This is a genomic window from Dysosmobacter segnis, assembly GCF_014297285.1.
GTDB classification, from domain to species: domain Bacteria; phylum Bacillota; class Clostridia; order Oscillospirales; family Oscillospiraceae; genus Oscillibacter; species Oscillibacter segnis.
On the sequence record NZ_JACOQI010000008.1, the window covers coordinates 61476 to 87733 of the forward strand.

Genomic DNA, 26258 nt, shown 5'->3' on the forward strand with positions numbered 1-26258 from the left:
CGGCATGGGCGATTTTACTAAGAAAAAACGGCTTTTCGCCGGGGTTCGTAAAATTTCTTCCGAAGTTCAAAAAAGTTCTTGCATCGTACACCGGTGTACGGTGTACAATCTTATCGCGAAAAAAGAGAGGCGAAATGGCATGTTGGCCGGAGCTGCTCCGGTGACATTTCGTGTCGAAAAAAGGACGTTTCATGCAGACGGCCCCGCAAGGCGCGGAAAATATGCTACACTGAACGTCTAAAGCTGAAAAACTGTCCGGGGGCGCCCCCGGCCCCGTAGGGAGGACTCCCTACGGGAAGCTCTTTGTCCATGGGAAATCAATTTGGGCGGAGAAAGAAACGAACAGGAGGAGATCTATGAAGAAGCGTATCTTGAGCTGTCTCATGGCGCTGGCCCTGTGCCTGACGCTGCTGCCCACGGCGGCGCTGGCAGAGGAGACGGAGGGGACGGCGCAGACGCCTCCGGCCGTGGAGGAACCGGCAGACCCGGCAAACAGGGAAGCGAAGCAGGAGAACCAGCCTGCGGAAACGAAACAGGAAAATCAGCCTGCGGAAGCGGAGCAGGAGAGCCAGCCTGCGGAACAGGAAGAACAGCAGGAGAACTCGACTGTAAAGCAGGACGAGGCCGTGGCCGCCGTGCAGGCGATGATCGACGCTCTGCCTGACGCGGAGGAACTGGACGGCATGGATGACGAGGCGCTGGACACGGTCTACGAGGCGTTTCAGACCGCCTGTGACGCGTATTATGACACCCTGACCGAGGAACAGCAGGCACAGCTGGAAAACACGGAGAAGCTGGCGGCGCTGTCCGACTGGTTCAATGCGCAGATGGCCCCGCTAACGGAGGGCAGCACGGCAATGACTGTGAGCATTAACAAAGTTGCCCTGTCGGCCGCCGCGCCTTATTTTCCCAGCAACGGCACGGCGGCGCAGGCGGAGAAGCCTGACGACAACTACGCCTGGTTCAACGCAGAGACGAGCACGCTGGAGCTGCATGATTTTGCGCTGGACTCCGGCGATATCAAGGTAGTTTCCCCCGTGAGAAACGACCCGCTGACCATCGCCCTCTACGGTGAGAACACACTGAGCGACGGTCAGATCTACGCCTGGAACTCGGACCTTGAGGGAGACGGCGCTATCTACCTGACCATCGAAAAGAGCGCCGACGCGCCGAGCGGCAGCCTGAGCGTTACGTGTTCCGGAAATAAATGGGGAGCGATTATGCCGGGGGACCTTACCGTCAGGGGCGGTGCACAGGTCACCCTCGTCAAGAAAGACGGCAGGGGCGACATCGGCAATTGCGGGATCAATGCCGACGGATGCAACGTGATCATCGAAGGCGAGGGCACGAAGCTCGATGTCACCAATACCGAAACCGATAAAGCCTGCGGTATCCGGGCAAAGGATGTTACCGTCAGGGACGGCGCGAGTGTGGCGATCGCTGCTCCCGGTGGCAGACCGCTTTTTGACCCTGAAGGATCAAGCGGCATGACCGCTACGACGCTGACCGTGGCCAAGGGCACGACAGTGCAGGGTTCTTTCGGCGGTACAACATATCGTGATATTACGGATGATCTGAATGGGGATCAGATGTATTTGTTCAAATATCTGAAGATCAGCGCCGCACCCATAGAAAACCACACCCACGCCATCGGCGTCGGGACGGAGTATGGGGACAGCTCCGAGGTGGCTTTTGCCCACAGCCTGGCCAGCAACAGTGATAAAAAACTGCTGATTGACGGCCGGGTCGTTAAGCATGAACAGATTCCATATAGTAAATTTGACGATTATGGAAACAACGATGTGTTCGTTCTCCCGGAGGGAAACTATTACCTTGAGGATGACATATCGCTGATGTATCCCCTTGCGGTCACCGGCGAAGTGAATCTGTGTCTGAACGGCAAGCAGATCATACAGAATTATACCTATGGTAAGGGGATGCGCTTTCCCACGGTCATCGTCCGACGCGACGCGACGCTGAACCTCTGCGACTGCAGGCCGGAGGGCGCTGTCGGAAAGATCACCCACGCCAGCGATATGATGGGCAGCGGCATCGAAGTCCGGGGAAAGTTCAAAGATGTGACCGGCGAGGCCGGTGTGCTGAATCTGTACAACGCTGAGATCAGCGGGAATAAACAGACCTCGGCCGGTGCCGCAAACGGCGGCGGTGTGTACAACAAGGGCGTCGTCAATATGTACGGCGGAAAAATCACGGACAACGCACATACTAACGGCGGCGGCGTCGGCAACAGCGGCACTTTCACCATGTATGCCGGCGAGATCACCGGCAACACCGCAAACAGCGGTTCATTCGCCGAAGGCGGCGGCGTATATTCCTACGGGACCTTTATTATGCGCGGCGGCAGCATTACCGGGAATCACGCAAACATCCCGGGGGCCAGCTACAATATCGGCGGCATCAGTAATCGCGGCACATTTCTGGTCTCCGGCAAGGTGACCATCAGCGGCAACGACGGCAGCAATTTCTTTGTCAACGAAGGACATCCCGTTCAGGTGGACGGCAAGCTGGATCCTTCCTCGGTGATCTCTCTGGATATGTTCCAGGGGACGGGTAGCTATAAGAAGGATGAGGTTAAGATCGTCGTCGAGGGCGTCACGGATGAGAACGAGGGTGTTTTCAAAAAGGACCGCGGCGAGTGGTACCTGACGCGGATCGATGGCGACAAGCTCGTGCTCCACACGATGGAGAAGGTGCATTATCACCCCGTCTGCGGCGCGACGTGCACGCATCTTGATGAGAATGGCGCCCCCAAGCACCCCAACGTGCTGTGGGAACCCACTGCCATTCTGCCCAAATACGCGGGAAACTACTACCTGACACAGAAAATTGATCTGACCAGCACGTGGACGGTTCCGGCAAACATCGTGCTTGACCTCAACGGGCGGAACATCACTCAGACGAGCTCGGTAAAAGATATCGCCGTGATCGAGGTCCCCGCAAACAAAAGTTTCACCCTTACCGACTGCCATACCGATGACAATAACGGCGGCGAGACGCGCACGATGGGCAGTGTCAAGCACGAATATGCAAACTCACAGTCCGGCCGCGGCGTGGTGGTGAAGGGCAATTTCACCCTGTATAACGGCGGCATTACTACCAACAATTGCAGCACCAACTATCCCCCTGAGCGTCTCTACAGCGGCGCAGGCGTGTACGTCGATGGCGGCGGCAGCTTCACCATGTACGGCGGTAAGGTCGCCGAGAACATCGCCATGAACGGCGCCGGTGTGTATGTCAACAAAGACGGCAGCGCCGCCATGTACGGCGGCAAGATCACCGGGAACAAGGTTGGCGAGGGATATGGCGCAGGCGTGTACGTGGGCGGCGGTACATTTGATATGTACGGCGGCAGCATCTCCGGAAACAATCAACTCGGTTGGAACTACAATGGCGATGGCGGCGGTGTATATATAAACAGCGGCAGCTTCAACCTGCACGATGGCACGATCACCGGCAATAATGGCTATTGGGGCGGCGGCGTGAATCTGTACAACGGTGCCTTCAACATGGAGGGCGGCAAGATCTCCAACAATACTGCCGGAAGAAACGGCACTGGCGGCGGCGTGTATGTATACAACGGTACGTTTACCATGACCGGCGGCGAGATCTCCGGCAACCGTTCCAATGGTTCCGGCGCAGGTGTGATTCTTGACGGCAACGGCAGCTTCATCATGACCGGCGGCAAGATCACCGGGAATACGGCAAACTTCTCTGACCAGGAAAAATATTCAGACAGTACCGATGCTGGCGTGTATGTATGTGCAAAAAAGTTGGCAAACTTCTCCGTCGGCGGCAGCGCACAGATCACCGGCAACCATGTAGGCCAGAGAAACTCCAAGACCAGCAATGTTTATCTGAGCGAAAATACCGAGAATAGCATTCTCAAGGTCATGAACGTTGTCAGCAAGTTCAGCGAGGACGCGGAGATCGGCGTGACCACCGCCAGCACCCCCGCGGAGAGCGGCATCCAGATCGCTCAGGGCAAGGACGGCTACGTTATTTCCGCTGATGACAGAGGGCACTTTACCCCCGACGCCACGGATCAGAACACTGTTGTATTCCTCAAGGAGAATGCACTGTACCTCGGCACCCACACCCACGAGTGGACCTATTCCGGCGTGGATAACACCATCACGGCCGAGTGCGGCAAGTCCGGCTGCCCTGCCCCCGACGGCGGCAGCGTGACCATCAACAAGCCTGCGCACACAACCTACGGCGACGGTAAAGAGGCAGCTGCCACGGTGACGAGTACGCTTGACAGCAGCATCACCAAATCTACCATCACCTATAAAAAGGGCAATGACATCCTTGACACCGCACCCACCGACGCGGGCACCTACACCGCCAGCATCACCGTGGGCGAGGGTGAAAATGCCAAGACCGCCAGCGTGGAGTATACCATTGCAAAGGCTACGCCGCGCGTTTTGAGTTGGATGGGATACCCGCGCGGATGGACGTTTAGGGAAAATACCCCGATCGCCAATCCGACGGAGCTGACGATTGCAAACGGTACATTCAAGGATGTTACACGGTTCGAATGGTACAATGCCACGAAAAATGCCGATAATTATACCGAAGGAGCAAAGCTGGACGGCAATCCGACGGATGCAGGCGACTACATAATCAAGGCTGTATTTGAGGAAAGCAATAACGTCTATGCGGCTGTCGATGCGCTTGGACTGACCATCAGCAAGGCTCAGCACGCCAACAACGGCGACAGCATTGAGGTGCCGCTGACCGTGTATCCGGCATCGGGAGCGTACACATATGATGTGGATATTGCCAAGGCGCTGAACAATATTCCGCATGGCGGCGGCTTAGAGCCGAATACGGCATATAACGGCATCTCTATACACTCGGGCCTTGTAAAATCGGCCAAATGGGACGAAGGCAAGCTGTACGTTACCATGAATCCGTTGGCGGGCATCACGGGAACAACGCTGGGAAGCATCACGGTCAATCTGACCAGCAAGAACTACACGGTTGTTCCGGTGGTTGTGAACATTACGCTCCAGCCCAAGCGGGAAGTGCCGGATATTTCCGTCAGCATGGACAACTGGACCTACGGAGAGAACGCAAAAACGCCACGGTACGATGTGATTGCGGGTGTAGAGGCAACGGTCACCTATGCCGCTCAGGGCAGCAGCGATTTCAGCACAACCGTTCCCACCAACGCGGGCAGCTACACCGTGAAGGTGCAGTATGAGACTGCCATCGAGATCCACACCGGCACGGCGAATTTCACCATCGCACCCAAGACGCTGACGAAGGATGATCTGATCCATTCCGGCCCGATCACCAAGGTCTATGACGGCAGCACCAATGCCCCCAGCGGCCTCACCGTTTCTGTGAAGCACGATTCTCTGGTGGGCAGCGATACCCTCGCTGTCAGCGGCACGCTGAAATACAACAGCGCCAATGTTAACGAGGCAAAGCAAATTATCTTTACCCCCACTGCTATCACCACCGGCAACTATGCGTTGGCAGCCACCGAGGTGCTGACGATCACCGAGGCCGCCATCACCAAGGCCAAGCAGGCCCCGCTGACCGTGACCTCCACTGACGCGACCTACGGCACAGACCTGACGCTGACCACTGATGGCGGCAGCGGCGACGGCACGGTGACCTACACCGTAACGGACGGCACCGGCAAGGCGACGATCGTTGACGGCAGCAAGCTGCATCCCACGAAGGCGGGCACGGTGTCCGTCACCGCGACCAAGTCCGGCGGCGATAACTATGAGGACGTTACCAGCGCCGCAAAGGAAATCACCATCGCTAAGGCGAGTTATGGAGACAAGGACATTCCCGTTTCCGCGAAGATCGGCAGCACAAAAACGGTGGATCTGACAGCGTGGGTCGTGCCGGGCGGCAGCTTGAGCTATTTGCGTAAGGACGATAATTTCTCTGTTGTTGAAAACCCCTCTCTTGATGGCAGCATTTTCTCCTTCACCGTTCGAAATTACGAAGGTGTAGTGGAGAAAGTAGCATACGCCTACTGTCAAGTCTCCAGCGACAACTATGCGGACTACGTCATCAACATAAAAATAACGGCCACCGCCAAGGATAAGCAGACCAACTTCAAGTTTGAGAACGGCAGCGTGACCAAGACCTACGGTGACGGGGACTTCACCCTCGCCGCTGCCGGTGAGGTCAAGGGCAGCACCGTGACCTACGAGAGCAGTGCGCCTGCGGTTGCCGAGGTGGACAGCGCAACCGGCAAGGTCACCATCAAGGGCGCGGGCACGGCGGTCATCACCGCCAAGGCGTCCGCCACGGAGGATTATGACGAGGCGGCGGTGACCTGCACCCTGACGGTGGGGAAGAAGACTGTTACCGTCAAGGCCAAGGATCAGACCGCCTATGTGGGCGACAAGGCCCCCACGCTGGGGGCGGACAGCTGCACCGTTTCCGGTCTGGTGGGCGAGGAGAAACTGACGACCCAGCCGACGGTGAAGTACGTCGGCGCGGACGGCAAGGAAATCACCCCCGACATGACCAAGACCGGCGAGGTCAAGATCCTTGCCGGCGGCGCGGCGGCCTCCGACAACTACACCATCCGCTATGAGGACGGCAAGCTGACCGTTAGCACCCGCCCCTCCAGTGGCGGTGGCGGCAGCTCCAGACCCTCCACCCACCCCGTTCAGGCGGAGGTGAGCAAGGATCCTGACGGCTCCGTTTCCCTCTCCAAGACCAACGCGGCCAAGGGCGACAAGGTGACCATCACCGTGAAGCCGGAGCGCCATTACGAGGTGGACGAGGTGATCGTCCGGGATTCCAAGGGCAAGCAGCTGGCCGTCAAGGACAACGGCGACGGCACGTTTACCTTTGAGATGCCCGCCGACAAGGTCACGGTGGAGCCTACCTTCTCCTGGGTGAATCCCTTTGCGGACGTGGCAAACAGCGCCTACTACGTGGACGCGGTGGAGTGGATGCTCAAGCGCGAGGTCACCCAGGGCACTACGGAGACCACCTTCAGTCCCAACCTGAACTGCACCCGGGCCCAGATCGTCACCTTCCTGTGGCGTGCCGCCGGTTCTCCCGAACCGAAGGGCACGGTCAGCTTTGCGGATGTTCCCGCAGGCAGCTACTACGCCAAGGCGGTGGCGTGGGCCGTTGAAAACGGCATCACCGGCGGTACGGGCGATGGCCTGTTCAGTCCTGACGCCGCCTGCACCCGCGCCCAGTCCGCGGCGTTCCTGTATCGCGCGGCGGGCAGCCCCACGGTCAGCGGCAGCGCCGGGTTCAGCGACGTAGCGGCGGACGCTTACTATGCGCAGGCTGTGGCGTGGGCCAAGGAGCACGGCATCACCGACGGCATCGGCGGTGGGCTGTTCGGCTCCGCCAACGACTGCACGAGAGCGCAGATCGCCGCGTTCCTGTGGCGGCTGTACGCGGAAAAGTGAGATCAAAACCTCTTATAAGAAACCTCCCTGGCCTTTCGGCCGGGGAGGAATTTTTTATGGGCGATAAGCCGGGCCGCGTATGAAACAGGGGGCTGGCGGGTCATGTGAGCCGCCAGCCCCGGTGTTTTACTTGCCCTGATAGGCGCGATAGAGGAAGGTGACGATCTGCGCACGGGTGCAGGGATCGCCGGAGCCGAACAGACCGTTGGCCTTGCCGTTGGTGATGCCCTTCTTCACAGCCCATTCCACTGCCTTGGCATAGTATGCGTCGGCGGGAACGTCCGCGAAGGTGGAGGCAGCCTTGATTTCCGCAAACTCAGCGGTGACGGTGACCTTGCTGTCGGGCATGGTGAAGGTGTACTTGCCGTTCTTTTCGGTGAGCTTCACCTTGCCGCCCTTCTGATCCAGAACCTTGATGGTATCCAGCTCATAGCCCTTGTCGGGCTTCACGGTGACGGTCACGGTGTCGCCGCTGCGGGCGTTCTTGGGAGAAACGGTGATGGAGCCGTTTTCGGTCTTATCCGTGGTGACGGAGTACGGTGGCTGACGGGGACGAGACGCCCCATGCCCTGACGGTGCTGATCCCGAAAAGCACCTATGACCGCATCGTGCTGAAAAGCGTGGCGGAGATCGCCGCCGTGCTGATGCTGCTGGTATTTTTTGCCGTGGGCTGCTGCCTGCTCTATACCCGCCGCTATTTCAGACCCATTCTGGAGGATCTTGTCCATGTCACCGCTGCGGGCGGCGAACGGAGAAAGCCCGTCTTTGAAGAACTGCTGCCCATCTCCGAGAAGTTCCGATCCCACGAGGAGGCTGTGACCGTCCTGAAGGTAGAACGGTAGGATGCACAGGACCGTGCCGAGCAACTTTTGGGCGAAAAGCTGGGCCTTCAGGAGCAGGTGGAGGGCATGCAGGGGCAGCTGGACGATTCCCTTACGGAGATCCACTGTCTGGCCCACCTGGGAAAGAAGGAGCTTGATCCGGCTGACTATGAAAACTTCCTGAAGGGCTATGCCAAGCTGAGCGCCAAGGAGTTGGAGATCTGCGAGGCGCTTGTCAGCGGTCTGAGCACCCGCCAATGCGCGGAGCGGGCCGGCTGCGCCACCAGCACTGTCGATACATACCGCAAGAGGGTCTATGAAAAGACCGGCATCCACAAGGTACGCCAGCTGCAGCTCTGTGTGGCACTCATGCGGATAGAGCAGCAGGAGAAACTATAAAAAAGAGACAGGCTGCGCCGGAAGGCGCAGCCTGTGCTGTTTTCTGGAGGGGAGGAGGAAAGGGACAAGGAAAATCTTCTAAAAGTGAATCAATTTGTAGGAAATTTTGCACCTATTTCTGATGTGAGAGTTCCCTAAATCGTTCAGAACGCTTTCTTGCCGATTTTCCCACATGAAGGTCGGGAGTGGTGCCGCCTTGGTTCTCATAAGACGGCACGTAGCAGAAAGAAACCAAGTTTCCAAAATTTGCTCGGACAGTCCTGAAATCTCACAACAAGATATCATTGACATCTGGAAGAAAACAGTAGGGGATGGGGATTGAGTGTACTTACAAGAGCGGATCAATCCTACGGGAACTGTAGAATGATACCATAACCTATTTGCTCAGATGAAAACCCACATGTGAAATCACATGTGATTTTTAAGTTAACAAGCCGGTTTTGGAGAAAGGTTACCAATTCATCCTCGGTAAAGTTTCCTTCCAAATTATTGGTAATGACATGAGAATATGTGCCATTTTCGTTTGGCTTTTTTTCTGCTAAAATATCTTCTCGAGTTGGTTTCAGCAGGTGAACTTTGATATTGCTAAAATCAGCAAAAAATCCAGAGCGAGACACAAAGAAAATTCCTCCTGACATGGAACGGGAAAGAAGATCATCACCAAATTTTTCAAGTATCTGTTGTTCTTCATTGCGCTCTCGATAGGAAAAGCAGTTTTTGCTGCCGATAACTGTATCGACCGGATGGCTGGCACTATCATTGAGTACGTTGATTATGGGAGATAGCGGTTCCCCAAATTTGACATTTTCTATTTTCAAGTGAGACTGTATTACCCCACAGATAAACGTCAGAATAGATGCTTCAATCGTATTCTTTAGACGTTTATTTTCTTTGCGGGAGAGTTCAAAGCAAAACTCGTAGCGGTTAACCAAGACGGTAGGGTTAGATGTCACGTTTGCAGGCTTATCAGAAAAACGACCCGAAAGAAGCCCGCAATAATCCTTCACTACCTGAGTCCACTTAGAAAGAAAATCACCATTATTCATTAGAAGGTCGTGCTCTTGAATGGCTTCATGGATGGAATACTGTTTATACGTTTCTGACAGAACAGACCTAAGCGAATTCACTGCAATTTTATTAAAGCCAAAGCCAAATAAGTTACAGAAATTGTAATATTTTTGCTCTGTTTGTGTGGATGCAGTGCCATCAGCAAAGTACTGGCTGTATAGCTTGAATTCTTTTCCGACAGCAAAACTTCGCAAAGCGCCAGATAGGAACTCTACTGAAGGGTTAACTGCCATGAAAGAAAAAATCCAAAAATCGTTTGTTACAGAATCAAACACCAAGGTTTTTACGCAGTTTGGTTTTGTTACTTCCCAAAATTGCATCAGGTCATACGATAGTTTGATGTCATCGTTTGAAATGTTAGAAAATACGCAAGACTCGATGACTTGTTGGAAACGAGTTTGGTTGTTTCGTATATAATCACGGCAGAAATGAACCAGCTCTTTGTCCGCCAAAGGCTCGCAGGATGCGATGTAATAGGAATATAGAATGATAAAAAGCTTGTCGATCAAATCGGTAGCAGGACGTATATCAGCGATATTATAAACCTTTTCGTCCAGAATGGTTTTATTCCTATTATCAACCAATGCCTTAAAAAAGTTGAGACGGTCATACCGCTCGAGAAGTGAAAAATCTTGAAAAGGAGAAAACCAGTCATACATCCCAGTTACGAAGCGGTCTTTAATGGAGGCTGTATTTAGCGGGTAAATATTTTCTACAACAGCAAACCGATATATCTGAGTCGTAAATGAACGCAGATCTGCAGCGTTGTTGTAAGCAGGATTACGAAATAGTTCATATCTAAGGTCATCGAGGACTCCACGCTTATGGGCGTCTGCTAAATTCAAATATTTGAGTCCGTTATAGAATTCAAAGCAGACTGCATGGAATATCGGGAATGCATTTGCCTTTTCATTAAAGTTGTGATATGCATCCTGCAATGCATCCACCATACCCAAGATTAAATCACTGCCTTTGGCGGCAAAAAGTTTATTTGCGCATTTGATATACTCGGAATTAAAAGCTGTTTGATCCGTATCACTGCTAACCGACAAGAGCATTTCATTCATGGCAGAGAGCTTTTCTTTTAAATCGTCTATGCTGGCAGTACTTGCGGATTTTATGATATCGTTTACAACTGCTGAGAATTTTTCTTGGGTGGGGGTACTTACTAAGTAAGACCGAATTTCCGACCTATAGAACTGGTAATCTGAGAGCAGCGAAAAGCAGTCTGTCATCAATATCAATGAATTAAACAATGTTACAAAAAAGGTTAATTCCAAAAGGTTGTACCATTGATAACTTGTGCTGACAAAGGCAATTATAATCATGAACATTTGCAGAATGGCGATGGAGTTATAAGTCAGAAAAACAGGCCTCAGTCGCAGTACATATTTAAGGACTGGAACGCCGTATAGAGTATCCTTGGACATACCTGTAATGAGTGCAATAATAGCCAAAGGTAAAACGGCTATTGTTACCTGTATCTGTAGGATCACAAATGAACTGTCGGTAAGTGGCAGATCTGTGAGCAACCATGGTGGTAATGGCAGGTGAAATATTTGCCAGATAATTACCGTTATAAAAGCTAAACCTACAAAAACGCAATAAGCAAGATCACATTTCTTTCTTACACTTACAGACTTCATTCTATTGCCTCCTTGAGGCCGCTGCGGGTTTAATCGGCGGCCTGATTCTATACGTACAATCCATTCCTCACAGAGCTTTGTTTAATTATACCATTTGTCACCTAACGGCTCAAGACATCAACCTGCCCGATAAAGGGAATCGAAAATGGCTGACTCTGTTGGAACGGAGGCTCTTTTCAGCTACGTATCAAATTTCGTCATGCCACGCCTGCTAAAGGACGTCAGACGCGATTGCGCTCATAAAAAAACCGGCATCATGTCATCTGACATGATGCCAGGGGAGAGAGAACCGTTGGCCAGAATACCTGTTTTTGCTTTCCGGGCGAAAAATGCGTAAAGCGACAAGCTGCTGTTCAACCTGACGGCAGGGAGGGAGCCCTTTGATGAATATGCCGGCCGAAAACTATACCTTGACCGTTAACCGTCCGACACCCTGACCGCTGAAAACGGACACCCTTTCCGCTGGTCCTACACCGAGGCCGTGGTGCATGCACCACCACGTCGGTCCACGGACACCGCCCAAATGGTGCACCCGGCCGCCGGGGAAATTACTCTGTCATACCCATGCGCTTGCGCATTGACTCGCCCTCGATCTGAACCGTGTACGCGTTGTAGATGATCCGGTCGCAGATCGCGTCCGCCAGAGTTGGATCATACAGATTTTCATGCCACTCACTGGTGTCATACTGGGAGCAGAAGATGGTGGACGCCACCTTGTTCCGAGCTTCCACCAGCTCCAGTACATCCCGGGCTTCTGCCTCCTTCAGCGGGTACAGCAGCCACTCGTCCAGAATGAGCAGCTTCACCTTTTTCAGCTGCTTCATATATTCCCGATAGGTCCCATCCCTCTGGGCTACAGCGATCTCCACCAGAAGATCCGGCAGCCGGAGATACCGAGCGGCGTAGAAGTTCCGGTTGGCCGCCACACCCAGGGAACAGGCCAGGAATGTCTTTCCAGCACCGGTAGCGCCCAGGATGATCACATTTCGTGCTTCCTGAATGTACGAACAGGATGCCAAGCGGAGGATCTGCTCCCGGTCCAGATGCCGTTCGGCAATATACTCGATATTCTCCACGCTGGCCTGTGTATCTGCATATCATCACGCTGATCGTCTATGGGCTGCTGGGCTTGCAGTATGATGCCAGCTCCGTGGACTCTGAGATGGTGACCATGATGACGGCGGCGATTCAGGAAAACTTCCACATGAATATCCTGCTGCTTCTGCCCGCCGTGGTGGTCATTATCATGGCGGTCTGCAAGTGTCCCTCCATTCCCACGCTGATGGTCTCCACTCTGGGGGCTGTGGTGTTGGCGATGCTCGTTCAGGGGCAGACGCTCTCCGGCATTTTGAATATTCTGGATAGCGGCTTCTCTATTGACACCGCGCTGCCCGAGTTCAACCGGCTGGTGAACAGAGGCGGGCTGCAAAGTATGCTGTGGACGGCGGCTCTGGGCATCCTCGGTATGCTGTACGGCTCCATCATGGAAAAGACCGGCTTGCTGGAGGCTCTGCTATCCAAAATGGACCCTCTGGTGAAGTCTACCGGCGGGCTTGTTACCGCTGTCGTCCTGACGTGCACGCTGCTGCTGATGGCAACGGCATCTCAGACCTTGGCGATTGTGGTGGGCGGCAGAATGTATATCGGCGAGTTCAAGAAGAAAAACCTCCTGCCCCAGACCCTCTCCCGCACCTTGGAGGACTCCGGCACGATCATCAGTCCTCTGGTTCCGTGGTCTCTGTGCGGCGCCTATATGGCGGGCACCCTGGGGGTCTCCACCATGTCGTATCTGCCCTTTGCCATGTTCTGCTGGCTGTGCCCTGTACTGGCTATTGTATATGGCTTTACCGGCAAATTCTTCTGGAAGACCGGCGAAAAGTCCAGCCAGAAAGTCTACCAGCTCAGCACATTGATGGAAGCGTCCTGATAAATTCATTGAGATAAGACCGCACAAAGAACAAAGCAGCTGCCACAAGTAAGCGAAAAGGCTTATTTTTGTGGCAGCTGCTTTTTTCACGCGAGACAAGGCCGGGCGGCCGGAGGGCATCTGTGATTGCATGCTATAATAAAATGTTTAAGAAAACGAGATCAAGACCTCGTAAGTATGGGAACGTGACGCGCGGATCGCAAAAGCTGCATGTAAGAACGGGAAGCTGTGCCGGCGATCCGGGCGGTGTATCGGCTGCGGATATGGGACGGCTCCTCCGGGCGGGGAGAAACAGAGATCGAGTAGGGGAGGGCATTTATCTGGCATCCCGTCTGCCTTTTTTAGGTGAGAATCTTACAAGGCTCAGGCAGGTATAACAATTTCGTGATTTTGCAAGATTCGATTGATTTAGCTAAATTGATGTGGTATTCTTAGTTTAACAAACATGGATGTTTAGCTAAACCGGCTAATAAGCAAAGTGTTTAGCTAAATCGATGTGATACTCTTAGGTTAATGGATGGAGGTGTTTCCTATTTTATCGGATGAATTGGTGGAATTAGTGAAAACGGTCTGCGAACAGCGGGCAGAAACGCAAACGCTGGAATGCAAGGCCGCTCATACCGACTGTCCCAAGCGGCTGTATGATACGCTGTCCAGCTTCTCCAATCAGGACAGCGGCGGCGTACTGCTGTTCGGCATCGGCGAAAAGGCCGGTTTTCAGGTGGTCGGCGTTTATGACTTGCAGGAGCTTCAGAAAAAAGTGACGGAGCAATGCAACCAGATGGAGCCGCCGGTGCGGGCGGTATTTACGGTGGCGGAAGTGGACGGCCGGTGGATCTGCGCGGCGGAGATCCCTGCCATCGATCTGTCCGAGCGACCCTGCTACTATCGGGGAGCGGGCCGCAGCAAGGGCTCCTACATTCGGGTCGGTGACGCCGACCTGCCCATGACGGATTATGAGCTGTACAGCTACGAGGCGTTCCGCCGCCATTTGCATGATGATGAGCGCCCGGTGGAGCGGGCCGCGCTCTCCATGCTGGATGAGGATAAGCTGGAGCAGTATATCCTCCAGCGCCGGGCGGACCGTCCGGGCTTTGCGCAGCTTACCAGAGAGCAGACGCTGGAAATGCTGAATATCACCCGCGATGGGGAAGTGACCTTGGCTGCCGTCATGAATTTCTGTCTCTATCCGCAGGGTTATTTCCCCCAGCTCGGTATTACCGCGATCGTTGTTCCGGGAACGCAGATCGGCGATACGGATACCGATTCTGCCCGCTTTACCGACAACAAGCGCATCGAAGGCACCATTGACAGGATGGTGGAGGATGCCGTCGCCTTCTGCCGCCGGAATATGAAGGTCCGCACGATCATTGATCCGGTCACAGGCACGCGGAAGGATCGGACGGAATATCCGATCAATGCCATCCGCGAGGCCGTTTTGAATGCGGTCATTCACCGGGATTACAGCATCTATACAGAGGGAACGCCTGTGCAGATCGACTTTTTTGCCGACCGGCTGGAGATCCATAGCCCCGGCAGTTTGTATGGCCGCATGACGGTGGAGCAGTTGGGCGTTGCCAGACCGGATCTTCGCAACCCCGCGCTGGCCGTCATGGCTGAAGAGCTGACCGGCGCGGAAAACCGGTACTCCGGAATTCCCACCATTCGCCGGGCCATGGCGGACTATGGACTGCCGGAGCCGGTATTTGAAAATCGCCGCAATGAGTTCGTTGTTATCCTGTATAATCAGACTGCGGCAGAGGCTGCCGCGGAGCACGGTGAGCAGGCAGACGAACCGGATCTGCTGGCGTTCTGCAAAACGCCCCGTTCCCGGCAAGAGATCGCAAATTATCTCGGGATCAAAACGGTGTTCTACGCCATGAGCCACTATGTCCAGCCGCTGCTGCGATCTGGGCAGCTGGCCATGACGCTCCCGGAATCCCCCAAAAGCCGGAAGCAGCGGTACTATGCTGTGTGATGACGGGAGGAACACCCCCAAATTGACTGACCTCCTGCGGAGCGTACTGATATGTTGCTATTTTGCCGTATGTCCGGTATAATTGCGTTATACAAATACCCTATATGAATTATTGAAAGTGAAGAAATTAAATAGAAACCTAAAAGGCCTTTAATATTTTCAGGTGAGAGGGAACCATATGGATGATTTCAAAAAAACTCACAGAGCAACTTTTGAAAATATATATTAACGCTGAATCAGTAAATGGTTTAGATATCGAAAAATATTTTGATGAAAATATTAGTCTGATTGGAACAGGAGAACATGAGGTTTACAGGAATCTGCATGAGTTTCTGGATTCGTTTAAATTTGATGTAAAACGAAGAGGCAAAATCAAAATCGATATAAGAAATTTATGTCAGAAAGAAGAGCAGCTTGATGACAAGTATGTTCTTGTACATGGAATGGTAGATTTTGCAGGTCTATTTGAAGATGGATCGGTCTGCTTTAAAATGAATACAAGATTTACAATTATCTATAAATGGACAGGAGATAAATGGGTAGTTCAGCATCTGCATCAATCAGTTCCAGATCAGGAACAAATGGATGGTGAAGAATTCCCTCTTTCATTGGGAAAGCAGGTGAAGGAGAACCGGCAGGCGCTTCTTGCATTAGGCACTGCCTATTACCATGTATCAAGTCTGAACTTGAAAACAGAGAAAATCGAACTCGTCAAAAGGTCAAGGGCATCAGCTATGGGTATCGAGGAAAATAGTGGAGACTGGTATCCTCAGTTTGAGATTATTAAAGAGGTGATTGCAGAGCCTTTCGTGCAGAAGTATATGTATTTTTTTGATATCAAGACCATGGCTGCGCGGCTTCGTAATAAAGAGTCAATGTCTGATGAATTCATGAAGAAGGATGGGACATGGTTTCTTTCAATGATCGTTCCACAGACCTATGATGCTGATGGAAATGTTGCATCCGTGCTTTTTGCAAATCGAGATGTGACAGACGAAAAACTGCGGGAATTAAGACAGGAGAAAGAATTACGTGAAGCTAAACTAAAGGCAGAAAGTGCAAATAAAGCAAAATCGTCATTTCTGTTCAATATGTCTCATGACATCAGGACTCCTATGAATGCAATCATTGGTTATGCAAATCTGGCGACCAGACATGTAAACGATACAGAGAAACTGAGCAGATACCTTGAAAAAATACAGGTCTGCGGAGGAGAGCTTCTGTCACTGCTCAATAATGTTCTGAACCTCGCAAGAATTGAGAATAACAAGACTGAAATGGAATACACGGTTTCAAATGTCCGCGAGAATTTTGAAAACTGTATCACCATGTTCCAACAGCAGGCAGAAAGTAAAAATCAGACGATTTCCATGACAGAGCAGATTTTATATCCGTACGTATATATGGATGCTCCGCATGTATCTGAAATCTGTCTCAACATCATAAGTAACGCTATAAAGTATACCAATGCTGGAGGATCGATATCCTGTCATATCGCACAGACATCTTCTGAAAAAGAGGACTGGTGCAATTTGGCGATTACCGTGACGGATAATGGAATCGGTATGTCCGAAGAATTCCGGAAGCATCTTTTTGAAGCTTTTGAAAGAGAAAGCAACACTACACTCAGTCATGTTGAGGGGAGTGGCATCGGCATGGGTATTACGAAAAAACTTGTGGAACTCATGGATGGTACGATAGAAGTAAAAAGCAAGCAGGGTGAGGGATCAACTTTTACAGTGACTATACCTTGCAGGAAAGCATCAGAAGAAGATTTCCTGGTGAAGAAAAATAATGCTTTACATGATAAGAATTGTTTAAGCGGCGTCCGCGTTCTATTAGTTGAAGATAATGAGATCAATAGAGAAATCGCCACAGAATTATTGACAGGAGAAGGGTGCATAGTTGAGACGGCCAGCAATGGTGTGTCATGTATTGATATGATCGAGAAGGCGGATGCTGATTATTACAAGATGGTTCTTATGGATATTCAAATGCCGATTATGAATGGGTATGATGCTACATTAACTATCAGAGAGATGAAGGACCCTAAAAAAGCTGGGATTCCGATTATTGCGATGACTGCCAATGCTTTTGCAGAAGATGCAAACAAGGCTCTTTCTGTTGGGATGAATGATCATGTTGCTAAGCCGATTGATATGAGTATTCTTGTCCCAACAATGATGAAATATCATGACACACGAAGCGGAGCAACATTTTTGACAAGGTGAACAGCAGGAGGAGGTACAAAAAGAGCTAAAATGATAAGTTCACTTTGTCAAAATAACTAGGCTAAAAAGTCTTCATACGTCCTGGTTTCACGGAATTTCTTGTTTGTAATCGTATCAATGGCCTTTTTCTGTTTTCTTCTTTGACGATAAGAGACTTTCCGGCGCAGATCCAGATTTCCAACACCGAGCATACCGGCATCGATATAGCGATACAATGTCCGTTCAGATACCGGGATCTTGTCTCTGTGCGTAGAATAAATGTGAGTCAAGGGCTGGCCTTTCTTGATCAGGGGAGTCACCAACTTGTCCAGAGCAGCCAACTCATCCCCGTGTGTTTGCGGTTTACTGCGAGACTCTGAATAACGCCTCATAGCAACAGCATGTGCCTGTGTGGCAACATAGTAGGCGCGATCACAGACACAGTCTCTCCGCAACTGGCAGACATTGCAAACATATGGAGGAGATTGGATACGCATACAGGAGAGTGGGGAATAGGCAGGGCAGAGCGTTCTGCAATCGATTTTTCTGCAAAATACACATTCCTGTCTGCAAAGGAAATCCCCGCAAACGCATTGACGTGTGCATTCTGCAGCGAATCTGCAATCCTTACCATTGAATTTTGCGGCAGGGGCAAGGGTTCTGTTTTGCCGAATTTCTTTTGAAAGAGATTTTCTACTTATACCAGTGTCTTTAGCAATTTTAGTTAGAGAATCTCTACGATAGATACCAGCTTCAATTGCAACTCGTTCGGATAATCCAAGTCTCATAAGATACCTGCTTTCCGCAGAATGTGGCCAAGATTATCCTATCATGACACAATCAAATTGACAAAGAGAAGTTCACCCCTAAGCCGTAAAAAATGGCCTAAAAGGGGAAGCTCACTTTGTCAAAATAACCCCGATGCCGTCTTGGGCCTCATTGGTAGTAATTGAACAAAATGATATTTTTGTTCAATTAAGGGGAGGGCGAGCCAGGGAGGGGGGGTGACAGTTGTTTTGACAAAGTGAACGTCTCCCCCGTTTAGGCGCTTTGCCCTCTTTTTACGCTTGCCATACACGCACCGTCAGTATTTCTTGGGAAAATTCGCCTTTCCTAATTGCCAGAGATATTGGTCGATTTCCTTTACGGTATATGATTCCAATTTATAAAACCGTTGAAAATCATGCAATACTGCAATGTATCATATATTTAATCTTATTACAAGCCAAGACAATAGCCAAGACAAGACAAATCCATCATAGCCTCCATCGCCATATCCTCTAACTGGCTTTTCATTGCATCTATGAAACTGTTCTCACCTTCTGCACGGTGCATGTCAATATCAAGCCATGACTCCCAGAAAAACCACCTGTAGTTGTCTGGATCTTTGTATTCTGCAACAAAATCGATCAGATCCTGAATGTCCTTCTTCGGCTCTTCTGTTTTTGCTTTCTCTTTCAGCTTCTGAAACTGAATTATCGTTGCCTTCTGATTGCACGTGCCGTAGAAATAGAAAATCATCAGCTGTCTTGCATTAAACATCTTTTTGTCCTCCTTATGATCCAAAAATAAACTTTAGGCACCACGGAATTGCGTTGCCTATGTATGTGAAAACCGCCCACCATAGCTGGCAGACGGTTCTCAAAATCGCATTGAATTGTACTTGTGTTAAGATTGAATGAAATCATTCACGCATGACCGTAGAATGTCTACTATCGTCAATGCTCTGACTGCCACAAACGGCAGTAATCCAGTCCGTTTTCATCATGCGTCCATAGCGATAAGTTCTTCTTCATCCTTTTGCTCCTTCCTTTGTTTTGGGTGATAATAGATGCCCTTTGCTTGATCCTCGGCACGTATGGCCTCCTTGGCTGCATCCATTTTTTCTTTCCGTGCCCGCTTATTTTTCCAGTAGTAAGTGGCCTGCCAGCCTGTTGACTTCCTGCGAAGATATGCCTCGTGCCGTTTCTCCCGAATTTTCTGCCGTTTCTCCATCAGCAGAATCTCCTCCGGCGTCGGCCCTTGCTCCGTGGCCGGTGCCTCGAACTTGCCAATGAAGTTGAAATAGAACTCAATGGTCTGCGGCGAATCAACGGAGCCTTTAATGTCACGCTCATTTGGTTTTCAAGGTACATGGAGGGCGTGTGACCCTCTCACCCCCCTACTACAACATTCAAGGCCCGAAAGCGAACTTATTTTTCGAAAAATTTGAAAAAATTTTTTATGGCCAAACAAAGGTGCAAAAAAACAGGGTGTCAAGCTGCCACCCTGTTCAGCATGTCGAAAAAGTCCGGCGGCCTTGAAAAGTTCCCCGTTCAGGTATATAATAGAATTTAACCTATAAAAGTCGAGACCGCACGGCCCGTCTGCTTCTCTCTCGGAAGAAGCGGAACAGGAGATCCCATGCCGTGCCGCGGCAGCCGCCGCAGAAAGAGAGACGCTATGCGTGTAGTGATTCAGGAGGATTACCGGAAGATGTGCAAGTGGGCGGCGGACTATATCGCCGCCAGGATCAAGGCGCACGGGGAGGACCGTCCCTTTGTCCTCGGCCTGCCCACCGGCTCTTCTCCCATCGGCGTTTATCAGGAGCTTGTCCGGCAGAACCGGGCGGGGGAGCTGTCCTTTGCCAACGTGGTCACGTTCAATATGGACGAGTATCTGGGCCTGCCCCAGGAGCATGACCAGAGCTACTGGTACTTCATGCACAACAACTTTTTCAACCATCTCACAGACATGAAGCCGGAAAACATCAACATTCTCAACGGCATGACGGACGATCCGGAGGGAGAGTGCGCCCGCTATGAAGCAAAGATCGCCTCCTACGGCGGCATCGACCTCTTTCTGGGCGGCATCGGCGTGGACGGCCATATCGCGTTCAATGAGCCGTATACCAGCCTCGCCTCCCGCACCGGCGTGCGGGATCTCACAACGGATACCCGCATCGTAAACAGCCGCTTCTTCGGCAACGATCCGGGAAAGGTCCCCGCTCAGGCCCTGTCTGTAGGCGTCGGCACGGTGACGGATTCCAAAGAGGTCTTGATCCTCATCAACGGGCACAATAAGGCCCGGGCGCTGGCGGCGACGGTGGAGGGCGGCGTAAGCCAGAAGTGGACCTGCTCCACCCTTCAGATGCACAACGGCGCCATCATCGCCTGCGACGAGGCGGCCTGCGGCGAGCTGACCGTGGATACCTACAAGTATTTTCTGGACATCGAAAAGAATCAGCGGCTTTGAGGGCGGACCGTATCCGCCAGCCGCCGCTAAAAAACAACGGCAGAGGACGTATGTCCTCTGCCGTTTCTTGTATAAAGAAAACCACCGGCAATGCCGGTGGTTCCAAAAAGCTTTAGCTATGCATAGAAAAAATATCCTCCTTTGATAAAATGAAGATGGTCTGCCAACCAAGAACAAAAAATCAAAGGAGGAATCAAGTCCAAATGAAACTTGATGTCAGTAGTTTAGCACACACGAAAGTACAGTTTACAAGGGACTACACAGGGTAGGTATCTGACGGGAGGTGTACCGCCCGTCAGATTTTCCATGTGATATTCAAACTATCGCTTGTGGCGGCTATGGTGGTAATCATCAAATCCACCACACGCCGCTTGTCGTCAAAGGATACATTCTCCCAAGTGTCGAGGTAGCCGGAAATCTGGTTGACCTGTTCCGGGCTAATGGCTTCCACCGTCAGCTCCGCTATCCTCGCCAGAAGTTCCTGCTTGCGTCCGTCCAGTTCCGCTATCTTCACATTCACATAGGAGAGCAGGACATTGTTTGCACCCGTCAGACTGTCCACCAGCTTTTCAATCTCGCTATCCACATGAGCAAGCTCCACTTGCAGGGCGGCAATTTTAGGGTTTGCCTTTGCCGCTTTCTTTCTGCCTGTCAGCGTCTTGTAGCTTGCCAGTTTCTTTACCATCTGCTGATAAACAACCGCTTCCAGTTCCGAAGTAATGATTTTCCCGCACCCCGGACAACTCTTGTTATCCAGCCGTTTCGTACAGCGAAGGTATTGCTTGCCTGAGGGATTGAAGATACTCATAAGGGCATACCCGCAGTTTCCGCATTTGATTTTTCCCGCCAGCCATGTATGGGTAGCTTTTCGGGCAGACTGGATTTTCATGTTGTTCATCAGCTTCTTGCGGCAGGTCAGCCAGATGTCAGAGGGGACAATGCCCTCATGGGGAGCCAGCACCAGCATTTGGTCTTTCAAGTCGTTCTTTTTGCTGGGCTTCACATCCCGCCCTTGATACAGATAGCAGCCATTCATGCCGGTAAAATCGGCAGCGTCATTGACAATGACCGTCCCTTGACTTTTGAAAAACTCGTACACATCAAGGTCTGCCTGCACATAGACGGGATTGCGTAACATCTGCGCCAGCGTGGGGCGTATTAGTTCCTTGCCGTTGAATAAAATTCCCTGTTCGGCAAAGTACCGGGTAATGTCCCCGTAGGAGGTTGTGGGCTGGGCGTACATCTCGAACATCAGCCGGATATTTGCCGCTTCATCTGGATTTACCACCAGCTTCTTTGTGTTGATACCGTCCATCTTGATCGGCTCTGTATGAAAGCCGTAAGGGGCTTTCCCACCCATCTTGAAGCCTCGCTGGCTGCGGGAATAATAAGCGTCCGTCACCCGCTTCTGTATCGTTTCCCGTTCAAGCTGGGCGAACACGATACAGATATTCAGCATCGCCCGCCCCATCGGGGTGGAGGTGTCAAACTTCTCCGTAGAGGACACAAACTCCACTTCGTACTTTTGGAAGAAGTCCATCATCTTCGCAAAGTCGAGAATGGAACGGCTGATGCGGTCGAGCTTGTAAACCACCACTTTCCGCACAAGGCCGCTTTCAATATCCCGCATAAGCTGTTGGAATTGTGGACGCTCCGTATTTTTCCCGGAATACCCTTTGTCCTTGTACTCTTTGCAGTTCCCGCCTTTCAATTCGTATTTGCAAAACTCAATCTGGCTTTCAATGGAAATGCTGTCCTTTTTGTCCACCGATTGTCTTGCATAGATTGCGTCTATTCGATTGTTCATATTGTCGCTCCTTTTCTTAAAAAAGAAACGGAGCTGCTGACAGTTTTATTATACCGCCAGTAGCCCCGCAAATCAACGATGGCTTCGGAAAACCTTATGCCCCGGCTTCCTCACTCTGCCGTTTGTCGGCATACTTGCGGAACACCTCGTAAAGCTGCTGTTCCAGCTCCCGGCGTTTTGCCGCTTCCTGCTCCGGCGTGAACACCGGGGAGAGATTTTCCAGCGTGATTTCCTTTCCCTGAAAAGTCACGACTTCGGTTTCTTTCTTGTATCTGATATGCTCCATAGTACCTCCGTATTTAATTTTCAAAGTGCAGTGCCGCCATGCTGCGGCGTGAAATGTTTTCTGTCATCGATCACCGTTCCCTTGTGTGCCGCTGCTGCCGTTTCAGTTCTGCCAGCACCTCCGGCGGGATACGGTCTACCAGCCGCTGAATGTCTTTCAGCTCGCTTTCCAGCTTTGTCCGTTCCATCGTATCTTTCATCTTGCCTTTTTCACTGGCTTTTGCTCTGGCTTCCAACTGTTCATTTTCTGCTAAAAGGTCGTTTATTGTGACCTTGTATTTTTTGAGCTGACCGGAGAAATTCTCCATCTGCGGAAACCACTTTTTCAGCAGGGAGAGGGCTTCCTCTTTCTTCTTTCCGGCGTTGAACGGGGTAATATCGCCCAGCGTGGCTTCAATGGCTCTTGCCTGTTTGGAGAGATTGACCGCCTGCTTGAACAGACGGGTGGGGATATGCTTCCTGCCTGTCTTGCTGGCACTTTCTCCACGCTCCAAGTCGGGATATTTCTCCACCATATAGGCGTGAAAATCGTCCTGCCATTTTGTGAGGTTGGCTCTGTTCCCAATAATCTCCTTTGCACACAGGCGGTTGTCCTCTGTCAGCGGGACAAAGACCAAATGCAGGTGGGGCGTTTTCTCGTCCATGTGTACCACCGCCGACACGATATTTTCTTTCCCTACCCGCCTGATTAAGAAATCAGCCGCCCTCTGGAAAAATTCCTGTATTTCCTTTGGGGACTTCTTCTTGAAAAACTCCGGGCTGGCGGTAATCAGCGTATCCACAAACCGGGTACTGTCCTTACGGGTACGGCAGCCAGCTTGTTCAATGCGGCTTTTAATGAAGTGGTAGTACCTGCCCTCTGGCTTAACGATATGGAAGTTGTACTTGCTCCGGCTGGTGTCAATGTCGGGATTGCTGGCGTACTGTTCCTTTTGCCGTTCGTGATGGGCTTCCAGCGGTCTTGCCGGATTGCCTTTGTGTTTTTCAAATCGCAAAATTGCGTGTTGTGCCATGAAACTCCTTTCCCCATTCCATTCCTTTCCGGGACTTTTCCACAGGAAAATCCCGCAGAAAATATCTCAGATAGGAAGGGAATGGATAGAATATAAATCAATATTTTTATCTCTGTATTTCTATATACCGTCCGGTTTTCGTACTTCAAGAGGATTGATTATCGTACTTGTGGAGTGCGGTTTTCAGTCCTCCGGTGTTCCATAACCGGATTTCTTGAAGTCGGTGTTTGGAACCGCTTCGTAGGATTTTGGGTAAATACGGTTGGGTTTTCCACAGCCCTGCTTCTGGATCTCCACCAGTCCGGCATATTGCAGTTCCCGCAGGGTGTTCACCGCCTTTTGCCGCCCACAGTGAAGCAGGGCAACAACCTCGCAGATTGGGTAATACAGGAAAATCCGCCCGTACTCGTCCGCCCAGCCGTTCTTCCGGGATAACTCCGTCCGGCGCAGGATAAAGGCATACAGTACCTTTGCTTCGTTGGACAGGGGTGTGAATGTGGGGGCTTCAAAAAGGAAATTGGGAAGCCGGGTAAAGCTGACCGCCTTTTCCGGCTGATGGATATAAATGGTGTTTGTCATATCGTGTTTTGTGGACGGTTAGAAGCCTGTTTCCGGGGGCAGACGGTAGTTTCTATTGCCTGCCCCTGTTCTGTGCTTGCAAAGCCTTGTAAATCAAGGACTTTTCAGCCCCTAACTGTCCACACAAGACCTCCTTTTCCGTTCACTTTCTGTTTTCTGCCGTCTGTGAACTCTGGCGGCACAGTCGGGACAGTATTTCGCCCGGTTGGACTTTGGGACGAACTCTCTGCCGCAGACCGCACAGCGTTTTAGCTCCTTATCCCGGAAAATCTCTGCTTCCAGCGTTCCGATTTGTGGCAAGACCGACCAGCGGAACCACTTACAGCAGACCGAGAAAGAAATGGTCTGGGGGCAGGTGTGGGTGTCCCCATCGTCAAGGAGCATACAGTTCCCGTCCTCATAACAGCAGCACTCCCGGCGGAGCAGGGCGTTTGCCTGTTTCCTCTGTGCCGGTGTCATGCGGTAAAGGGAACCGTCCTGCCTGCACTCTATGGGCGGCAGTCGTTTATATGGGTTCTCTCTCATGTGTTCCCTCCATTTTTCCTTTGCCGTTCTCCCCGAAAAGGCTTCCTGCCCCATTCCTGCGGCGTGTTTCTCCTTTGGTACGCAAATGCGCTACTTCTCCAGGAGAGGTATTCCTTTTCGAACGGTCATTCTGTTTTCAAGGTGCAGCTCATCGATGAACTACCCTAAGTCTACACCTAAAAGACCGCCCGCCCCGTATATCCATAAGGTCGGAAATCAGCCCGGAAAACTCTCTATTTCCACGCTCTCGGAATTGTGGTAGAATGAAAATGGTCATACAACAATCTCAAAATGACAGGAGTGAAAATTATGAATACTAAAATCAAAAGAGCGATTATCTCTGTAATTGTTTTTGTTGTCATTTATTTTCTGGCAGGCTTCATAATTAGGTGGAGCAATTATGACATGTATTTGGAGGCTCTTAAGGTATTAACTGCTGTTATCGGGGCTGGTTGCTATTGGGTAGGAAGCAACGAATAACAGGAATTATATCGGGCAGACAAGGAGGGAGAGAATGGAACTATCCATACAAGAACGATTGAAAGACCTGCGTGTGGAGCGTGGGCTGACGCTGGAACAGCTTGCAGAGCAAACACATCTCTCCAAGTCTGCGCTGGGCAGTTATGAGGGGGATAATTTCAAGGACATCAGCCATTATGCCCTTATTGAGTTGGCAAAGTTTTATGAAGTGACTGTTGATTATCTGCTGGGGCGTTCTCAAACAAAAAATCACCCAAACGCCGATCTTGCAGACCTGCGTTTGAGTGATGATATGATTGAACTCTTGAAAAGCGGGCTGGTGGATAATTCCCTCTTGTGTGAACTGGCGGTACACCCGGATTTCCCCCGGCTGATGGCTGACCTCGAAATCTATGTAAACGGTATCGCTGGCAAACAGGTGCAGAGTGCAAATGCCATTATAGACGCTGTGAGCGCGACCATTATGAAGCAGCACAATCCCGGCTTGACCGACCCGCAGTTAAGACAGCTTATCGCCGCCCACATTGATGACGACAGCTTTTGCCGCTATGTGATACAGCAGGACATAAACAAGATAGCTCTTGACCTGCGGGAAGCACATAAGGACGATTTTTTCAGCGTCCCGGAGGACAACCCGCTGGAAGATTTTTTACAGACCGCAGACGAAGTCGCCAGCGAGGACGGCGACCCAGAACAAGCGTCTTTGGCGTTTATCTGTAAGCGGCTCAAGCTGAATTTGAAAAAGCTGTCCGAGGAAGAAAAGAAGTGGCTGAAAAAGATTGCACAGAAGTCTGACTTGCTGAAAAATCCGAACCCGCAGCGGGGGAGGAAATAAAAGAAATATATTACGGAGGAAATA

At 51.3% G+C, this 26258-nt stretch carries 20 protein-coding genes; 9 read left to right on the top strand and 11 right to left on the bottom strand.

Going from position 1 to position 26258, the window contains the following annotated elements; all coding sequences use genetic code 11:
• Positions 1 to 356 precede the first annotated feature (356 nt).
• Positions 357 to 7427, top strand: coding sequence for an S-layer homology domain-containing protein (locus tag H8Z83_RS09700; protein WP_187014841.1), 7071 nt, complete (start codon positions 357 to 359; stop codon positions 7425 to 7427).
• A gap of 126 nt (positions 7428 to 7553) precedes the next feature.
• On the opposite strand, the gene H8Z83_RS19880 is transcribed toward H8Z83_RS09700, so the two are convergent.
• Positions 7554 to 8084: an InlB B-repeat-containing protein gene (locus tag H8Z83_RS19880; RefSeq protein ID WP_366464097.1), complete on the bottom strand. Its 531-nt coding sequence runs from the start codon at positions 8082 to 8084 to the stop codon at positions 7554 to 7556.
• Here H8Z83_RS19880 and H8Z83_RS09710 point away from each other — a divergent pair.
• The gene (locus tag H8Z83_RS09710; RefSeq protein WP_187014843.1) at positions 7967 to 8269 is read left to right on the top strand and encodes a hypothetical protein; all 303 of its coding nucleotides are present in this window, start codon (positions 7967 to 7969) and stop codon (positions 8267 to 8269) included. The two genes, H8Z83_RS19880 and H8Z83_RS09710, sit on opposite strands and share 118 nt — an antisense overlap.
• A gap of 27 nt (positions 8270 to 8296) precedes the next feature.
• Positions 8297 to 8647, top strand: a complete 351-nt coding sequence (locus tag H8Z83_RS09715; protein ID WP_187014844.1) for a helix-turn-helix transcriptional regulator — start codon at positions 8297 to 8299, stop codon at positions 8645 to 8647.
• 347 nt (positions 8648 to 8994) lie between these two features.
• Here H8Z83_RS09715 and H8Z83_RS09720 read toward each other — a convergent pair whose 3' ends face one another.
• Together H8Z83_RS09720 and H8Z83_RS09725 are read right to left on the bottom strand one after the other, a co-directional pair.
• Entirely contained in the window at positions 8995 to 11361 is a 2367-nt protein-coding gene (locus H8Z83_RS09720; RefSeq protein ID WP_187014845.1) for a hypothetical protein, read from the bottom strand.
• Between the two features lie 548 nt (positions 11362 to 11909).
• Positions 11910 to 12437 carry an ATP-binding protein gene (locus tag H8Z83_RS09725; protein WP_366464060.1) on the bottom strand — a complete coding sequence of 176 codons (528 nt, stop codon included), beginning with the start codon at positions 12435 to 12437 and terminating at the stop codon, positions 11910 to 11912.
• Between the two features lie 8 nt (positions 12438 to 12445).
• Here H8Z83_RS09725 and H8Z83_RS09730 point away from each other — a divergent pair, with 8 nt between their 5' ends.
• The 3 genes from H8Z83_RS09730 to H8Z83_RS09740 all read left to right on the top strand — a co-directional run bounded on the left by H8Z83_RS09730 (position 12446) and on the right by H8Z83_RS09740 (position 17497).
• Positions 12446 to 13288 carry a Na+/H+ antiporter NhaC family protein gene (locus tag H8Z83_RS09730; protein WP_187014846.1) on the top strand — a complete coding sequence of 281 codons (843 nt, stop codon included), beginning with the start codon at positions 12446 to 12448 and terminating at the stop codon, positions 13286 to 13288.
• Between the two features lie 550 nt (positions 13289 to 13838).
• A complete protein-coding gene (locus tag H8Z83_RS09735) occupies positions 13839 to 15266 on the top strand; it encodes an ATP-binding protein (protein ID WP_366464062.1) in 1428 nt (475 codons plus the stop codon).
• A gap of 182 nt (positions 15267 to 15448) precedes the next feature.
• Entirely contained in the window at positions 15449 to 17497 is a 2049-nt protein-coding gene (locus H8Z83_RS09740) for an ATP-binding protein (protein WP_243184880.1), read from the top strand.
• 56 nt (positions 17498 to 17553) lie between these two features.
• Here H8Z83_RS09740 and H8Z83_RS09745 read toward each other — a convergent pair whose 3' ends face one another.
• From H8Z83_RS09745 to H8Z83_RS09755, 3 genes are all read right to left on the bottom strand, one after another.
• Positions 17554 to 18264, bottom strand: coding sequence for a helix-turn-helix domain-containing protein (locus tag H8Z83_RS09745; protein WP_187014847.1), 711 nt, complete (start codon positions 18262 to 18264; stop codon positions 17554 to 17556).
• A gap of 430 nt (positions 18265 to 18694) precedes the next feature.
• The gene (locus H8Z83_RS09750; RefSeq protein ID WP_187014848.1) at positions 18695 to 19018 is read right to left on the bottom strand and encodes a hypothetical protein; all 324 of its coding nucleotides are present in this window, start codon (positions 19016 to 19018) and stop codon (positions 18695 to 18697) included.
• 222 nt (positions 19019 to 19240) lie between these two features.
• Complete coding sequence (locus tag H8Z83_RS09755; RefSeq protein ID WP_187014849.1) at positions 19241 to 19471, bottom strand: hypothetical protein; 231 nt, start codon at positions 19469 to 19471, stop codon at positions 19241 to 19243.
• A 447-nt stretch (positions 19472 to 19918) separates the two neighbouring features.
• Between H8Z83_RS09755 and nagB the strand changes: the two genes are divergently transcribed.
• Positions 19919 to 20710: a glucosamine-6-phosphate deaminase gene (gene nagB, locus H8Z83_RS09760; RefSeq protein WP_187014850.1), complete on the top strand. Its 792-nt coding sequence runs from the start codon at positions 19919 to 19921 to the stop codon at positions 20708 to 20710.
• Positions 20711 to 21005: 295 nt separating this feature from the next.
• On the opposite strand, the gene H8Z83_RS09765 is transcribed toward nagB, so the two are convergent.
• The 5 genes from H8Z83_RS09765 to H8Z83_RS09785 form a co-directional block, all read right to left on the bottom strand.
• The gene (locus H8Z83_RS09765) at positions 21006 to 22517 is read right to left on the bottom strand and encodes a recombinase family protein (RefSeq protein ID WP_187014851.1); all 1512 of its coding nucleotides are present in this window, start codon (positions 22515 to 22517) and stop codon (positions 21006 to 21008) included.
• Positions 22518 to 22611: 94 nt separating this feature from the next.
• Positions 22612 to 22803, bottom strand: coding sequence for a hypothetical protein (locus tag H8Z83_RS09770; RefSeq protein ID WP_002566025.1), 192 nt, complete (start codon positions 22801 to 22803; stop codon positions 22612 to 22614).
• A 70-nt stretch (positions 22804 to 22873) separates the two neighbouring features.
• Entirely contained in the window at positions 22874 to 23815 is a 942-nt protein-coding gene (gene mobV / locus H8Z83_RS09775; protein WP_119251521.1) for a MobV family relaxase, read from the bottom strand.
• Positions 23816 to 23998: 183 nt separating this feature from the next.
• A complete protein-coding gene (locus H8Z83_RS09780) occupies positions 23999 to 24394 on the bottom strand; it encodes a replication initiator protein A (protein WP_055222213.1) in 396 nt (131 codons plus the stop codon).
• Between the two features lie 111 nt (positions 24395 to 24505).
• Complete coding sequence (locus H8Z83_RS09785) at positions 24506 to 24919, bottom strand: cysteine-rich VLP domain-containing protein (protein ID WP_118339098.1); 414 nt, start codon at positions 24917 to 24919, stop codon at positions 24506 to 24508.
• A gap of 309 nt (positions 24920 to 25228) precedes the next feature.
• Here H8Z83_RS09785 and H8Z83_RS09790 point away from each other — a divergent pair, with 309 nt between their 5' ends.
• Both H8Z83_RS09790 and H8Z83_RS09795 read left to right on the top strand, forming a co-directional pair.
• The gene (locus H8Z83_RS09790) at positions 25229 to 25399 is read left to right on the top strand and encodes a hypothetical protein (RefSeq protein ID WP_156796953.1); all 171 of its coding nucleotides are present in this window, start codon (positions 25229 to 25231) and stop codon (positions 25397 to 25399) included.
• 34 nt (positions 25400 to 25433) lie between these two features.
• Entirely contained in the window at positions 25434 to 26234 is an 801-nt protein-coding gene (locus H8Z83_RS09795) for a helix-turn-helix domain-containing protein (RefSeq protein WP_187014852.1), read from the top strand.
• Positions 26235 to 26258 lie beyond the last annotated feature (24 nt).

What these genes read in the sequence shown, in the direction of transcription:
- mobV (WP_119251521.1), bottom strand. Translation starts at nt 23,815, where the DNA reads ATGGCACAACACGCAATTTTGCGATTTGAAAAACACAAAGGCAATCCG.
- H8Z83_RS09750 (WP_187014848.1), bottom strand. Translation starts at nt 19,018, where the DNA reads ATGTTTAATGCAAGACAGCTGATGATTTTCTATTTCTACGGCACGTGC.
- H8Z83_RS09770 (WP_002566025.1), bottom strand. Translation starts at nt 22,803, where the DNA reads ATGGAGCATATCAGATACAAGAAAGAAACCGAAGTCGTGACTTTTCAG.
- H8Z83_RS09745 (WP_187014847.1), bottom strand. Translation starts at nt 18,264, where the DNA reads ATGAGACTTGGATTATCCGAACGAGTTGCAATTGAAGCTGGTATCTAT.
- H8Z83_RS09795 (WP_187014852.1), top strand. Translation starts at nt 25,434, where the DNA reads ATGGAACTATCCATACAAGAACGATTGAAAGACCTGCGTGTGGAGCGT.
- H8Z83_RS09720 (WP_187014845.1), bottom strand. Translation starts at nt 11,361, where the DNA reads ATGAAGTCTGTAAGTGTAAGAAAGAAATGTGATCTTGCTTATTGCGTT.
- H8Z83_RS09700 (WP_187014841.1), top strand. Translation starts at nt 357, where the DNA reads ATGAAGAAGCGTATCTTGAGCTGTCTCATGGCGCTGGCCCTGTGCCTG.
- H8Z83_RS09790 (WP_156796953.1), top strand. Translation starts at nt 25,229, where the DNA reads ATGAATACTAAAATCAAAAGAGCGATTATCTCTGTAATTGTTTTTGTT.
- nagB (WP_187014850.1), top strand. Translation starts at nt 19,919, where the DNA reads ATGCGTGTAGTGATTCAGGAGGATTACCGGAAGATGTGCAAGTGGGCG.
- H8Z83_RS09765 (WP_187014851.1), bottom strand. Translation starts at nt 22,517, where the DNA reads ATGAACAATCGAATAGACGCAATCTATGCAAGACAATCGGTGGACAAA.
- H8Z83_RS09785 (WP_118339098.1), bottom strand. Translation starts at nt 24,919, where the DNA reads ATGAGAGAGAACCCATATAAACGACTGCCGCCCATAGAGTGCAGGCAG.
- H8Z83_RS09740 (WP_243184880.1), top strand. Translation starts at nt 15,449, where the DNA reads ATGATTTCAAAAAAACTCACAGAGCAACTTTTGAAAATATATATTAAC.
- H8Z83_RS09755 (WP_187014849.1), bottom strand. Translation starts at nt 19,471, where the DNA reads ATGGAGAAACGGCAGAAAATTCGGGAGAAACGGCACGAGGCATATCTT.
- H8Z83_RS09780 (WP_055222213.1), bottom strand. Translation starts at nt 24,394, where the DNA reads ATGACAAACACCATTTATATCCATCAGCCGGAAAAGGCGGTCAGCTTT.